Here is a 14,153-nt window from a genome sequence, read left to right on the forward strand (position 1 = left end):
TGTATAACGCGAGTTGCGACAGCATCATCGACGGCGTGTCACAAATAAATGAAACACGTCCTCGTAAAATATAAAGAGAACGTGTTTAGTTAACCAAATTAATACGGATAAGCTGGGGATGTCGATTCGACCTCCAACCAAACACCCGTATTCAACTGATTTCCCCTTCCTGGGGCCAGCGCATAAAACATTAGAGGTGCGACTTCTAATTTTAAATCTGAGATAGAATCAAGAGCAGTTTGATCAAGAGGTATACCATACATTGCAAAATATTTTCGCATGTCTTTACCGATAATTTTTGAACTTAGAACGTACAGCAAATCGTGATTGGTGATGGTGTTCGTTTTATAACGTCCCATGCCATATTTAGCCGCATTTGTCACAGTCCAATCCTTAGATACTAGTCGGTCACCTTTCGTCAACAAAGTCAGATACTCGATGCTCGCATCAGGTGTCGGCGAGCTCATTCCACGCCGATACTTCGTATATAAAAAACTTAATTGAAAATGAACAGCACGCATGGCGTTTTGATCGCCATTCCAAAGCTTGTTTTGCATTTCCAGACGCAAGGCTTCATTCGTTTTTCCGGTAGCACGACTATCTTTTATTAATTTGTATAAGCCCTTGTGATCAATCCGATCACCATTTACGTCAATGCCGATCAAGCTATATTGTCGCAACGCGGATGCGCTCGACAGAATATTATTGTCACATTCCACTACGCAACCGGTTGTGCCAGGTGGAACAATGTGATGCACTCTTTGTACCGTGTTATGACCTAGTTCATGCCACCATCCCCAGCCAGCGGAAATGCCTGCATAACCATCTGATGGATTACCTGAGCACAAAAAACCGCAGGTCGCAATCCAGCCGACAAAATGTTGCACGTTCGGTGCTTTATGCATAGTCCCGTCGCACGTCCATGAGAGTTTGGCGCATACATCGCTGACAACGGTTGACATAGCCATGTTGCTATAGCCATTGGCGACGTGGTTTGAATCAAAGATCCTCGCTTTTAAGTTGCCAAGAATGTATTCTTTAGGCTCGGTGTTCCCGATAACACTTAAAGCATAAGCATTTGTTTGATGTACTTCACCGCCGGTAAATTTATTTGTTTGCCATCCAAATGTCTTTGCTTTGATAGCCGCAGACGCAGCATCAATTTCAGCCTGACTCATTTCTTTGGTGAAATCAAAATGTCCATATTTAGCGGCACCCTTGATCTTCAACTTCACAAGTTTTCCTGCAGCTAAACCACTATAGCTGAGATACAGTGGGCCTCCGAAAGGAGTAATAAACAGGTTGTCAACGCCGGCTTTAAGCGGGACGTTAAAAGATATGGGATTACGTGGACGACTATATTTTGTTCCATCGGTGAGTGGATTTCCCCAAGTGCGTGCATAGCCCGACTGCACACCAATAGTTCCACCGGCAGCGTCTACTATTTGTATAGTAACTGTCTTCCCTGGAATAGCTGCGCGACCAATTAAGGTAATGCCACTACCTTGCGCGATGGTGACATCGATGCCCTCGAAATCAGAGCTTACATCTATATTTTTTGCTTCTTTAGGCATGAAATCGCCATAACCTAAAGGTGCTATTGTCGTATTTTTTCTGTTAAACACAACCCAGGAATCTGACGCATAAGCACGCAAAAAATCCTTAGCTGTTGACCGTTGTTCTGGGGGCATTTTTCCGTACTTATCGATACTAGGACGCCACAAATCCGCCCATAAGACTAACGTCTTATGCAAATCCATCGTACTTTGATCGAAGAGATTGAGGCCTTTACTATGAAGCGTACCCAATTCGTATTGAATTTGTGAAATAGGTGTGATTGGAGTGGCATCTGCTTTGAAGTCCCAATCCAGATTGTCATCCATTAGTTTTTGAATAGTGCCAATTAGCGCTCCCATTTTGTCGGCACGATTCAAACTATCAGTTGCTGTACGGGTAGCACTAATAGACAAGCCTGCCGCAGATTGATAGTAGTTGCCGGGGTAACCACCTAATTCCATACCCATGGCATTGAGTACTTTTCGTCCTGCTGCAGACTCCACCCAACTCGGCGCCATGTAAATTACAGGCTTACCTGCTGCCAGATACTTTTGCACAAGTGAAGTTAGGTTAACGTTGTCCTTGGTTCCCCCACCAAAAACGAGCAAATCAGCATTTTGCCAACAACTATTTTTCGTGTCTGTGAGGTCGCAAATAAGCTCCTGTGATTGGCGTCCAATACGGGAGATAAATGTTTTGACTGTATTTGCGTTGTATCCTGCTTGAGAAAATTTAATGGTCGCTGGCAATGCCGCATTGGTGTCACCAGTAACCAACCAGGTGAACGCGCGCGTAAAGAGTGGTAAGTGTTGCTGTTGGATTGTCGTTCCCGCCATCCAGCTTAATACGTCTGCACCATACCCCATCGCTCGACCGCTTCCAACCTGAGAGAGTACAGCCATCCCGTTACCACTGTCTGAAGCGAGAAAACTCACTCCAGCAGTTGAATTTTGCGGAGATACCGATATGCTATTGTTGGTAAAGGTAAGGCTCTGATCAAGATCCTTACCATTTTGTTTGTAAATGTTACTTAGAGTCCCCACTTGTAAACTTCTAACATCTAGAGCGATTTTTTTTGCTTGTTGTAGCAAAGTCAGTTTTGCACTGCTATCAAGGCCGGAGACATCTCCGTTTTTCATAGCGAACGCAATCGCATCGTTAGGAGCAACAGGTGATACGACCGGTGGAACCACGACTGGTGGAACTACGACTGGTGGAACTACGACCGGTGGAACCACGACTGGTGGAACTACGACCGGTGGAACTACGACTGGTGGAACTACGACTGGTGGAACTACGACTGGTGGAACTACGACCGGTGGAACCTCGACTGGTGGAATTACCACTGGCGGAACTACGACCGGAGGAACATCGACCGGTGGGACTACGACTGGTGGCTCAACGACCGGTGGCACTGTTGGAGGTGTTTCTGGAGGAACAATATGAGTCGGGTCGCCATCCGGTGTTGGGGTTATAGTTTGTGGAGGTGCAATGAATGAATCACCACCACCTCCACATCCGTTCAACATTGTAATTACAAGTGATATTAAGAGTTTTTTACTATTCATAGAAAATTTTTGATGAGCACGGATCCGTTGCCACTTATTTGCTAAATGACGGCACCTGGCCATCAAATTTATTTGACCGTGAAATTTCAAATTAACAAAGGCGTTTTTAAATATTGACAAAATAATCACCAAGATATGGTGCTGCCTAATATAAAAAATTTAGACCGTATATTCATCTTTGGCTCAACTCATGTCTATTGTCCTTTGGTGCAATTTTTGATGATTATTTAAACCTGACGATTGAATTGAAATGATGATCCGTTAAGAATCCAATAAAATTGAGGCGAGTATAAGCAGGCACGGTGAAGTTACTGCCCTATCTTTAACAGCGATGATTTTTTAAGGGAAAATTCGGGGAAACTTGCTATGCTACAGCCTGTAGCAATACCTAAATTCGCTCTTTACTGTGCGCAAAAAGGCATGATTTCCGAGATGATCGGTCTCACTAGAAAGATGGGACGCAGTCAAATTTTAGTCACCTATTTTCTTTTTTTTTAGAAAATATCTGATCCTTCAATTCCACTTCTCTACTAATAAAGTAGTCAAGAATAAGTAAGATGTGTATTGAGTTTACTTATTAAGCGAGTTACATATTCAAGATTTATGTTCAAAGAAATCGTTGGCCCATGTACTTTTCAACAATACTGGATCGGCATAGCGATGCTATATTGTTTATGCTTTTCCTCGACTGCAGCGCTCGCTAGCTCTCCGCAGTCCGTACTTGTTTTGAGTCCGGATATGATCAATGTCACATATTTATACGATTTTTACTCCGCATTTAAAACACAGCTTAATAAAGGACGCTCAGAATCGGTCATTGTCTATACAGAGAACTTAGATCTGTCTCGTTTCAATCAGGACGATTACAGAACGAATCTTGGAAAGTGGCTGAAAGAAAAATACAGGCATACAAAAATTGATGTTGTTGTAGTGATCGGTCATACAGCATTGAATTATTTGCTTAGAAATGAAAAACCGCTATGGCCAGATGTGCCAGTCCTTTTCACGCTGGCCAGCGATGTGGAAATAACTAAAATTCATTTGCCAACCAATGTGACCGGTAAAACAATCAGGGCAGACTTTGCCAATATCGTCAGTTTGGCAAAATCAGTTTTACCTGATACCCGCCGCATCGCTTTGGTTGGCAATGTTCCGTCTCTCGATATATACAGAACCTATCTGCCTGAGCAAATAGCACGTATGTCAGGACAAATCGATATCGTCGATTTACGAGGCCGGCCTATTGAGGAATTGAGGCAATTAGTCTCAGCATTGCCCGAGGATAGTGTTATTTATTTTACGACACTCACTTATGACAGCAAGCAGCAGAAAAGAATTGATCATGCTGAAGCGCTCGAAGAAATCGCCCATATCGCGAACCGTCCGATATTGACTGACGATCCAACGACCATAGGACAAGGACCTTTAGCCGTAACATCTTTTGATCCAATTAAGGAAGGGAAAGATACTGCACAGTTGGTAAGCAAGGTCCTAAACGGGAGTGATATTTCGCATATTCGCGTAAGTAATTCCCAATATACCGCTTTGCTTGACTGGCGGCAGTTAGAGCGATGGGGCGTAGATGAAAAAAAACTTCCTCCTGGAAGTGAGGTGCGTTTTTATACCCCCCCGGTTTGGGTACTTTACCGCTGGCAGATTTTGACGACAGTAGCAGTTATTACGATTTTATTTGGTCTTTTAATCGCTTTGTTGATTGAGCGTCAGCGACGATCCAAAGCTGTAGAGGAGTCGCGTCAAAGATTGGCACAAGTAGCACATATGAATCGGAAAATTACTGCTTCGATTTATTCTGAAATGATTGCTCATGAATTGATTCAGCCTTTAGCCGCTATATTGAGTAACGTGGAAGCTGCACAAATGTTCTTGCAAGCCGATTCCCCATCTTTGGATCAGGTGCGGCAGATACTTGTTAATATCCAACGCGATGATCTTCGTGCCAGTGATTTAATCAAGAGTATGCGTGGTTTACTAAAGAAATCAGAATCAGAAGTTATTAATATCGATATACATCAAGTAATAAGAAATGTTTTAAATTTTCTCGCCGGTGAAGCAAAAATCCGTCATGTGCAATTGAATGAGGTCCTAGCTCCCAGGGCTTTTGTTATTTCCGCGAACGTGGCACAACTGCAGCAAGTAATTGTGAATATTTTGCTCAATGGAATGGACGCGATACATGAAAAAGATAGTTTTGTACGCCGCATTTCAATTCATACGGAGATCTCTGGAAAAAACGCAGTATTGGTCTCAATTGCAGATACGGGGACAGGTTTTAATGACAACGTTGCGAGAGTGTTTGATTCATTTTTTACGACAAAACCAGAAGGAATGGGGTTGGGGCTTTCTATCACCGATGCAATCGTCCAGGCTCACGGCGGTCAGATTTGGGCTGAGAATGCAACAGAGGGGGGTATTGTCCGCTTTAAACTGCCGTTATCTCAAAGCGAGCTGAAATGAGTACTGAGTCGGCTTTTCTTGTTCATGTAATTGACGATGATACCTCGGTTCGTACAGCGATATCTTTACTGTTGCTTGCTTGTGGTTACCGTGTGTTTACTTACGAATCTGGCACGCAATTTTTAGAGTGTTCTGTACCTGATGAGCCTAGTTGCATATTATTGGATGTCAATATGCTGGGTTTTAGCGGCCTACAATTGCAGGAGCAATTGAAGGCAAAAAATAGCCACATACCTATTATTTTTTTGACTGCGTATGGAGACATTTCGATGAGCGTACGAGCAATGAAAGCAGGTGCGGAAAATTTTTTAAGTAAACCAGTATCTAAAGACGAATTGGTCAATGCGATTGAAGAGGCCAATCGGCGTTATATGAATGTTCAAATAGCTCGGAGCAATCTAAATGAGTTGAGACTACGTTATGATCATTTAACAGAGCGTGAAATCACTGTCTTTCATATGGTTGTACGTGGTCTGTTAAATAAACAGATTGCTTTTCAACTTGGAAATTCAGAACGTACTATCAAAGCCCAACGAAGTAGTATTATGGAAAAAATGCAAGCAAATTCTTTTGCGGAGCTTGTATTGATTGCAACTCAACTGGGAATACTTGGTACAGAAATGAACTAGGCTGATTGAGTCGTTTCGGAACCTCTTGAGTATTTATTTATGTTAAGCAATTCGTAACTGTGTGAAAATCAAATTAGCTGTTTCCTACTTATCTAATCCTGCTACGCAAACGCTTCGGCATCGTCATGGGAAAGAACATCCTTGAACTGGGCGGGGATTGGCCTTCTCCCAACGTCACGGACATCTCCGTTAGGCAGATTTTAGATTTTCAAACTGTACTGGGCTGAGATAGCCGATAGTGGAATGCCCCCGACGTGGATTGTAAAACCTTTCTATGTAATCGAACACGTCCGCACGTAAATCATCTCGTGTGCGGTAATGCTTTTTACTCAGGCGTTCAGTCTTGAGTGTCGAGAAGACGCTCTCCATTGCGCCGTTATCCCAGCAGTTTCCACGGCGGCTCATGCTGCAATGATGCCGTGGGATTCAAGCAAACATTGGAAGTCCTCGCTGGTGTATTGAGAGCATTGGTCGGAATGATGCAACACGGCCCGCGGTCGTCCTCGACGAAAGACGGCCATCAGCAAGGCATCCATCACCAGTTGCGCCGTCATCATCGGTTGCATCGACCAGCCTACAACTCTGCGCGAATACAGGTCCAGGACGACCGCGACAAACAACCAGCCTTCGCCAGTCCACACGTAAGTGAAATCGGCTGTAGCAGGAGAGGCAGGTTCGTTTGCCAATCGGGCCTTGGCGTGAAGTTCTTAGCCTGTAGACCTTGCCCGCTTTGTAAAATGTACGCTCAGGACACGGGCTTGCCCAGTCAATTTTAATTCCACGAGTATTGTATTAACAATGGACATTGATGCCCTACTACTGCGGGGTATATTGCTTATAAATTTCCTCGCAAGTTGAAGGGCTTTCTTTATTTTTTCTAAAGGTAGGCTGTTATATGTCTGCAGTCTGTTCCGAAATTCATATGTTTGATCTACTGATTTTTGCATTCTGTCGCAAAGCGATTGTAATGATTGAAGTTGCTCGGCAAAGTAGCTGAAGATCAATTGCAAATGTAAGTGCTGCAACTATTTCAAAACTAGCTGAATATGCGTGATAGGCATAATAGCCTCTATATTTGGGATGCTTAATTTAATGAGCATTGCTAATTAGGTTCAACAGTGAGGTCGCGACCGTTCAAGATTTTATTGTTTGACTATTAATTGATATATAAGACTTTATTATTCCGTTCAAGATTCTATTCGGACGCAACAGGAATCGCTGCTTGACGCTACTTGGACGGCGGATTACATTACTGACTCATGGGTAAGTTATTTATACTTACAAAGGCAGTGTGCATCAATCCATGGTTGTTATGTTTGTATATGACCTGACGGTGCGTACTGTATTGAGATTCAGTGAAAAGTTATCGTTATGATGTCATGTCCGTTTAAACCGAAATGGGAGCGCCGCAAAGAAGCTCGTCCTCAGGAATTGCTTGCTGCTGCGTTAAATCTGTTTGTTGAGCGCGGTTTCGCTGCGACCCGTCTGGATGATGTTGCGAAAGCCGCAGGCGTCTCCAAGGGAACCTTGTATTTGTATTTTTCAAGCAAGGAAGATTTGTTTAAAGCAGTCGTGCGCGAAAACATCGTGCCGTTGCTGGGTGAAGCTGAGGGAATGATCACGGCTTTTGAAGGTAATACAGAAAGTCTGTTCCGGGAGTTGACGCTGAGTTGGTGGCGCAATGCCGGAGAAACTAAGTTATCCGGTTTGCCAAAACTGATGATGGGGGAAGCCGGAAATTTCCCCGAGCTTGCACGGTTTTATCAGGATGAAGTGATTGCCCGCGGTGAGGCATTGTTGGCAACGGTGCTGGCGAGGGGAATGCAACGTGGTGAAATCCGGAATATCGACCTGGAAATCGATACCAGATTGTTGATTGCGCCGGTGATCATGATGATGATGTGGAAGCACTCATCATGTGTGTGCCAGATCGAGCCAGAAAAACTCAACGTCTATCTGGAGCATTACATCCAGATGGCCTGGAATAGTTTATTGATACGGCAGGGATAAATGTGGCTTGGCTGACGCGCCAATGGTGGCTTTGGTGATTTATACCTGTTGAATGATTCCGGTGTCTGCTGAAACAGAAAACGGCGTACTGAAAAGACATTAAATATCGCTGAATACCGGAATCAAACCGGCATACAGAGCAGTGCTTTGATAAAATGCGGGTTCCTTTAATTTATGCAATCGAGTGAACAAATGAATATCGAAAAAGCCCGTTTCAACATGATTGAACAACAAATACGTCCTTGGAACGTGTTGGATAAGGATATTTTGGATATGTTGATTGTGGTGAAGCGGGAAAACTATTTTCCGCAAGACCAGAAAACACTGGCTTTCTTTGACACAGAGTTGCCATTGCCGGACGGTTCTAAAGCAATGAGTCCTAAACTGGAGGCGCGCATTGTTCAGGAACTGGGCCTTAAAAAACAGGAGTCCGTGCTGCTGATCGGCGCTGCATCCGGGTATCTGGCGGCTTTGCTGTCTTCTATGTCCAGTCATGTCACCGTGCTGGAAACATCGTTGGTGCTGAAGGAGCTTGCTGAAAAAAATCTGGCGGCCGATGGCGTAAGGAATGTCAGCGTTTTACTGGCAGACGGATTGTCCGGTCAGCATACAGGTTCGTATGATGTGATCGTGGTTGCCGGCGCCGTGGAAGCGGTTCCTGACACACTGAAAAAGCAATTGAATATCGGCGGTCGTTTGCTGGCAATTGTTGGTCGCTTGCCGGTCATGCACGCAGAACTGATCACCCGCTCTGCTGATGCCGCATACGATACTCGCAGTGTGTTTGATACGGTGGTTGCGGCAGCACCGGGCGCCGTACCTTCCTCACAATTCAAATTCTGATCTGTTAGTCAAAATAGAAAACGTATGCAACACATCACCGCACAAGAACTAGCGCAATGGCTGACTGATAGCAGTAAAAAATCTCCGCTTTTACTCGATGTCCGGGAACCCGGCGAGTATGAAACTTGTCATATTGAGGGCGCACAACTGATGCCTATGCAGACAGTTCCTGCGCGCTTGAATGAGCTGGATGAGGATGCGACGATTGTTTGTATTTGTCATCACGGTGGTCGCAGTATGCAAGTCGCTCATTTCCTCGAACACCGGGGATACAGCAAAGTGATTAACCTGACTGGTGGTGTGCATGCGTGGGCACAGCAAGTCGATCCGGCTATGCCGACCTATTAACTAACTTTTATTCGGAGTGTTTCATGCGTAATCCAGTTGTTGCTGCACTGCTTGCAAGTGCTTTCCTGTCGCTGAGTGCGAATGCTACTGATTTGCTGCAAATTTATCAGGATGCTCTGGCGAATGACCCACAATATGCGAGCGCCCGTTCCTCGCTGACGGCTGGTCAGGAAAAGTCAGTTCAGGGACGTGCTGGTTTGCTGCCAACGATAGGTCTGAACGGAAGTGATACCCGTTCACGCGTCGAATCACAACCAGATATTGCGAATGCGGATCGCAATTTTACGACCTTCTCGAATACCTGGTCGCTTGCCTTGTCGCAGCCTTTGTTCCGCTGGGCGAACTGGCAACAATACGAACAAGGTAAATTGTCTGTCGTGATCAGCGAAGCGCAGTTTGCTCAGGCAAAACAGGATTTGATCGTACGTGTCGGTCAGGCCTATTTCGATGTGCTCGCCGCGCAAGATACGCTGGCAACATTGCAGGCGCAAAAAGTGGCGATCTCAGAACAACTGGCATCAGCGAAACGCAACTTTGAAGTAGGTACGTCAACGATCACCGATACACATGAAGCACAGGCGCGTTACGATCTGGCAACGGCACAGGAATTCGCTGCGCAAAGTGATCTGCAGGTTAAGCGTTCAGCCTTACAGCAAATCATTGGTAAGGAAGCGGGTGAACTGGCGACATTGAAAGCCGGTGTTAAATTGAATTCACCTCAGCCAGCAGCGGTGAATGAGTGGGTCAGCTCCGCTGAAAAACAAAACTTCAATGTGGTTGCCTCCGAAGTTGCTGTTGAAGTCGCGAAACGTGAAATTGAAAGAAACCGCGCCGGACATTATCCTACGCTGGATCTGGTGGCGAGTACCGGCCGTACTGCAACAGGTGGAGCTTCTTCGACCGGCACCGGCGTTGTGAAACCGACGACGATCGGTGTGCAATGGAGCATTCCATTATTTGCTGGTTTTGCGGTTGACAGCAAAGTCAAAGAAGCCGTTGCTTTACAAGAAAAAGCCCGCAACGATCTGGAGACAAATCGTCGCAGCGCAGCGCAAGGCGCGCGTCAGGCTTATACCGGCGTGACCAGCGGTCTGGCACAGGTTAAAGCATATGAGGCAGCAGAAATTTCCAGTCAGTCTGCGTTGGATTCAAATAAACTCGGTTATCAGGTTGGTGTCCGCATCAATATCGATGTGCTGAATGCGCAACAACAGTTGTACACCACTCGTCAGAATCTGGCGAAAGCACGTTATGACACCATCATGAATGGTCTGCGTCTGAAGTCGGCAGCGGGTACATTGAAAGAAGAAGATTTATCTGAAGTGAATACTTTGTTGCAGCGCTAAAAACAAAAAGCAAGTCGATTCCAGGACAGCAGTCCGACAACAAAAAAGCCCGCTGAATGCGGGCTTTTTTGATTTTGATCATGCCAGTTTGTTGCATATCAATTTGTACTTTAGCGCAGGGTGAACACTGACGTATCATAGGTGCTGATCGCTGGTACACAGATGTTGTCGTCCAGCCTGGCTACCGATTTACTTATGAAAGTCATTTATGGCGTTGTCCGGGTTTTTGAATAAGCGTTGGCTGCTACCAGTCTTTGTTCTGGCCGGATTGATCTTGCTCTCAGGCTTGATTTTTTCCTCCTCGCTGTTTGGTCCCCGGTTGGAGGTCTTTACTTTGCAGCGCGGTGAATTAGTACAAACAGTGGTTGCCAGTGGCAGGGTGGCGACACCTGCAAGAGTGGATGTCGGTACACAAATCACCGGGCGCGTTGCTGCTGTTCCCGTCAAAGAAGGGCAGACTGTGCGAGCAGGGGATCTGTTGATAGAGCTGGCTGCTGCCGACGAAAAAGCAGCACTGGAGCTGGCGCAGGCGAATGTCCGGCAAGCCGAGGTCAGACTCAGGCAGTTGCAACAACTCGCACAGCCGACGGCAGAACAAGCGGTGATACAGGCGCAGGCTAATCTGATCAACGTCGAGAAACAATATCAGCGCACCCGCGAGCTGGTTGCGCAGGGTTTTGTCGGTAAGGCGCAGCTCGATGAGGCGCAGCGTGCGCTCGATGTTGCGCGAAGTCAGTTAAAGAGTGCGCAATTCCAGCTGCAATCGAGTAAGCCCGACGGCAGCGATTATCAACTCGCTGTTGCCGGATTACAGCAGGCGAAAGCGAATCTGGCGGCAGCGCAGGCCAAACTTGAGCACACCAGAATCACGGCGGTGGTGGATGGCGTCCTGATTGCCAGAGACGTAGAACGTGGCGATATCGTGCAGCCGGGCAAAATCCTGATGGTGTTATCGCCCGCAGGAATCAGCCAGTTAGTGGTGCAGATAGATGAAAAGAATCTGCGTTACATCCGTATGGGGCAGTCTGCCTTCGGCGTGACTGATGCCTATCCCGGACAGAAATTTCCGGTACAAGTCGCGTATATTAACCCCGGCGTTGACGCGCAGAGGGGCTCAGTGAATGTCAAATTGAACGTATTAAAACCACCGCTGTTTCTGACGCAGGATATGACGGTATCGGTGGAGATAGAAGTCGCCAGAAGTCAGAATGCTTTATCGCTGAATGTGGAAGCGATCCGCGATGCGAGTACGCTGCATCCGTGGGTGATGGCTGTGGTGGATGGCCGCGCAGTCCGGCGTCCGGTGACAATAGGCATACGCGGCGATAAAAGCGTGGAAATTACTTCCGGGCTGAATCAGCATGACGTCGTATTGCCAGCGACAAATATGACGATAGAGGCGGGGCAGCGGGTACGTCCTGTCGTCACGAAAAATCCGCAGTCATGAATAGCTGGCTTCCTTTTGAGTGGATAGTCGCCACCCGTTTTTTGCGGGAGGGGCGCATGCAATCTCTGTTTATTATTCTCGGGGTTGCTATTGGTGTCGGCGTGATTGTGTTTATGTCGGCCTTATTGGCTGGCTTGCAGGCCAATTTGTTTCGCCGCGTGCTGAGTTCGCAGCCGCATATCACGCTCGAAAGGCCGAAGCAGCAGGCAACGCCGGTATTGCTTGCTGCACCGGGACAGCAGATAGTGACGACAATACAAAAACCATCGCAGCGCGTGAATACTATTGACCAGTGGCAAAAAATCCGCGATCAGGTCGAGGCTCGCAACGACGTTGTGACCGTCTCACCAACCACAACTGGGCCTGCGCTCGTGGTGCGCGGCAGCGCCACGCAATCGGTGTCAGTGATCGGCATTTTGCCCGAGCAATACAACAAGATCGTGCCGCTCTCCGAAAAAATAACCGCCGGCGTTTTTCGCCTGACGAACACCGACGTCATGATAGGCACGCAACTGGCGGAAGACATGGGCGTTGGGCTCGGTGATAAATTACGCCTCAATTCAGCAGCAGGCACCAGTCTGATCTTGAATATCGTCGGCATTTTTGATCTGGGTAGCCGAGCTGCCAATCAGCGTAACGTGTATGTGCTGTTGTCGACCGCACAGAATTTATTGAATATGGTTGGTGGCGTGTCGAGCATAGAATTAACGGTGCATGATCCCTACAGCGCAGAGGATATTGCGCAATCTATTGCCAACAGTACAGGGCTTAACGCGCTGAGCTGGATTACCACCAACAGCCAGTTTTTCCTGGCGATGCGGGCGCAGACCTATTCCAGTTTATTGATCCGTGTTTTCGTTGCGCTGTCGGTGGCAGCGGGGATCGCCAGTGTGCTGGTGGTGTCGGTTGTGCAGCGGCAAAAAGACATAGGCATCCTGCGGGCGATGGGCGGCAGCCGCGGGCAGGTGCGGCGGATATTCCTGATACAAGGTGCGCTGGTTGGTTTAGCGGGATCTGTGATCGGCTCTATGATGGCGGTTGGCTTACTGGCGATGTGGAAAATCGTTGCCAGAAATCCAGATGGCACGCCCATGTTTGTGATTAACGTCGATTGGCAGTTCTTTGTCTGGAGCGCATTGCTGGCGATGCTGGCCGGTGTGCTTGCTGCGGCGACCCCGGCGGTGCGTGCCGCGCGACTTGATCCTGTGGTGGCGATCCGTGGCTGATACTGTCCTCCTACTTAAGCAAGTCTGTAAATCGTATGCTGTCGGCACACCGGCAGAAACGCAGGTGTTGTTTGATATCGATTTACACCTGCAACAGGGCGAGTTTGCCGCACTGATCGGACCTTCAGGTTCCGGTAAAAGCACTTTGCTCAATATCATAGGATTACTGGATCGTCCCAGTGGCGGGCAATTGATTATGACCGGGCAGGATACCGGCAATCTTGATGAGGCGCGGCTGACGCAGTTACGCGGGCAGGCTATCGGCTTTGTTTTTCAGTCGCATTATTTGCTCACTGCTTTCAGCGCAACAGAAAACGTGATGATGCCTATGCTGATGCAGAATGGTCGTCCGGATGATCGTATGCGCGAGCGGGCACAGCATTTGTTAGCTGAAGTGGGCTTGAGGCAATGGCAGGATAGTCTGGTGGGAAATATGTCGGGTGGTCAGCAACAAAGGGTGGCGATCGCGCGGGCGCTGGCACTGAATCCGCCGTTGATACTCGCAGATGAGCCGACCGGTAATCTCGACACCAAATCCACTGACGCTATTTTTGAGTTGATGCGTAAAGTGAATGCCGATCAACACACCACGTTTCTGATGGTGACGCACAATATGGAGTTGGCAGAACGTTGTGATCGCACGATAGAGTTGGTCGACGGAAGAATCGCTCCGTCGACTTCTGCCATTACTTAAACGTAAGACC

The 14,153-nt window shown here is 47.2% G+C and carries 11 protein-coding genes and 1 pseudogene; 10 read left to right on the top strand and 2 right to left on the bottom strand.

Going from position 1 to position 14,153, the window contains the following annotated elements:
- Positions 1–98 precede the first annotated feature (98 nt).
- On the bottom strand, positions 99–2,696 hold the full coding sequence (locus Undi14_RS03820) for an ImpA family metalloprotease (RefSeq protein WP_200177959.1): 2,598 nt from the start codon (positions 2,694–2,696) through the stop codon (positions 99–101).
- 32 nt (positions 2,697–2,728) lie between these two features.
- On the opposite strand from Undi14_RS03820, the gene Undi14_RS03825 reads away from it, so the two are divergent.
- The 3 genes from Undi14_RS03825 (at position 2,729) to Undi14_RS03835 (ending at position 6,229) form a co-directional block, all read left to right on the top strand.
- On the top strand, positions 2,729–3,034 hold the full coding sequence (locus Undi14_RS03825; RefSeq protein WP_200177960.1) for a hypothetical protein: 306 nt from the start codon (positions 2,729–2,731) through the stop codon (positions 3,032–3,034).
- An 829-nt stretch (positions 3,035–3,863) separates the two neighbouring features.
- Positions 3,864–5,600 (top strand): sensor histidine kinase, encoded by a 1,737-nt coding sequence (locus tag Undi14_RS03830; protein ID WP_200177961.1) that lies wholly within the window; start codon positions 3,864–3,866, stop codon positions 5,598–5,600.
- On the top strand, positions 5,597–6,229 hold the full coding sequence (locus Undi14_RS03835; RefSeq protein WP_200177962.1) for a response regulator transcription factor: 633 nt from the start codon (positions 5,597–5,599) through the stop codon (positions 6,227–6,229). Before Undi14_RS03830 ends, Undi14_RS03835 begins: the two co-directional genes overlap by 4 nt.
- 189 nt (positions 6,230–6,418) lie before the next feature.
- On the opposite strand, the pseudogene Undi14_RS03840 reads toward Undi14_RS03835, so the two are convergent.
- A pseudogene (locus Undi14_RS03840) lies at positions 6,419–6,888 on the bottom strand (IS3 family transposase); the annotation flags it as partial.
- Positions 6,889–7,603: 715 nt separating this feature from the next.
- On the opposite strand from Undi14_RS03840, the gene Undi14_RS03845 reads away from it, so the two are divergent.
- From Undi14_RS03845 to Undi14_RS03875, 7 genes are all read left to right on the top strand, one after another.
- Positions 7,604–8,239: a TetR/AcrR family transcriptional regulator gene (locus Undi14_RS03845; protein WP_186884969.1), complete on the top strand. Its 636-nt coding sequence runs from the start codon at positions 7,604–7,606 to the stop codon at positions 8,237–8,239.
- Positions 8,240–8,431: 192 nt separating this feature from the next.
- A complete protein-coding gene (locus Undi14_RS03850) occupies positions 8,432–9,082 on the top strand; it encodes a protein-L-isoaspartate O-methyltransferase (RefSeq protein ID WP_200177963.1) in 651 nt (216 codons plus the stop codon).
- Between the two features lie 24 nt (positions 9,083–9,106).
- Positions 9,107–9,430, top strand: a complete 324-nt coding sequence (locus Undi14_RS03855; RefSeq protein WP_186884856.1) for a rhodanese-like domain-containing protein — start codon at positions 9,107–9,109, stop codon at positions 9,428–9,430.
- Positions 9,431–9,453: 23 nt separating this feature from the next.
- Positions 9,454–10,776 (top strand): TolC family outer membrane protein, encoded by a 1,323-nt coding sequence (locus Undi14_RS03860; RefSeq protein ID WP_186884857.1) that lies wholly within the window; start codon positions 9,454–9,456, stop codon positions 10,774–10,776.
- A 226-nt stretch (positions 10,777–11,002) separates the two neighbouring features.
- Positions 11,003–12,223 carry an efflux RND transporter periplasmic adaptor subunit gene (locus Undi14_RS03865; RefSeq protein ID WP_234030385.1) on the top strand — a complete coding sequence of 407 codons (1,221 nt, stop codon included), beginning with the start codon at positions 11,003–11,005 and terminating at the stop codon, positions 12,221–12,223.
- A gap of 56 nt (positions 12,224–12,279) precedes the next feature.
- Complete coding sequence (locus tag Undi14_RS03870) at positions 12,280–13,449, top strand: FtsX-like permease family protein (protein WP_222611392.1); 1,170 nt, start codon at positions 12,280–12,282, stop codon at positions 13,447–13,449.
- Positions 13,442–14,143 (top strand): ABC transporter ATP-binding protein, encoded by a 702-nt coding sequence (locus tag Undi14_RS03875; protein WP_200177965.1) that lies wholly within the window; start codon positions 13,442–13,444, stop codon positions 14,141–14,143. The genes Undi14_RS03870 and Undi14_RS03875 overlap by 8 nt, the downstream gene beginning before the upstream one ends.
- Positions 14,144–14,153: the final 10 nt, after the last annotated feature.

Origin of the sequence: Undibacterium sp. 14-3-2 (genome assembly GCF_016595265.1) — a bacterium.
Lineage (GTDB): Bacteria > Pseudomonadota > Gammaproteobacteria > Burkholderiales > Burkholderiaceae_D > Undibacterium > Undibacterium aquatile.

Coding starts and splice junctions, on each gene's coding strand:
- Undi14_RS03850 (WP_200177963.1), top strand. CDS start 8,432: ATGAATATCGAAAAAGCCCGTTTCAACATGATTGAACAACAAATACGT.
- Undi14_RS03855 (WP_186884856.1), top strand. CDS start 9,107: ATGCAACACATCACCGCACAAGAACTAGCGCAATGGCTGACTGATAGC.
- Undi14_RS03820 (WP_200177959.1), bottom strand. CDS start 2,696: ATGAAAAACGGAGATGTCTCCGGCCTTGATAGCAGTGCAAAACTGACT.
- Undi14_RS03830 (WP_200177961.1), top strand. CDS start 3,864: ATGATCAATGTCACATATTTATACGATTTTTACTCCGCATTTAAAACA.
- Undi14_RS03870 (WP_222611392.1), top strand. CDS start 12,280: ATGCAATCTCTGTTTATTATTCTCGGGGTTGCTATTGGTGTCGGCGTG.
- Undi14_RS03845 (WP_186884969.1), top strand. CDS start 7,604: ATGTCATGTCCGTTTAAACCGAAATGGGAGCGCCGCAAAGAAGCTCGT.
- Undi14_RS03835 (WP_200177962.1), top strand. CDS start 5,597: ATGAGTACTGAGTCGGCTTTTCTTGTTCATGTAATTGACGATGATACC.
- Undi14_RS03860 (WP_186884857.1), top strand. CDS start 9,454: ATGCGTAATCCAGTTGTTGCTGCACTGCTTGCAAGTGCTTTCCTGTCG.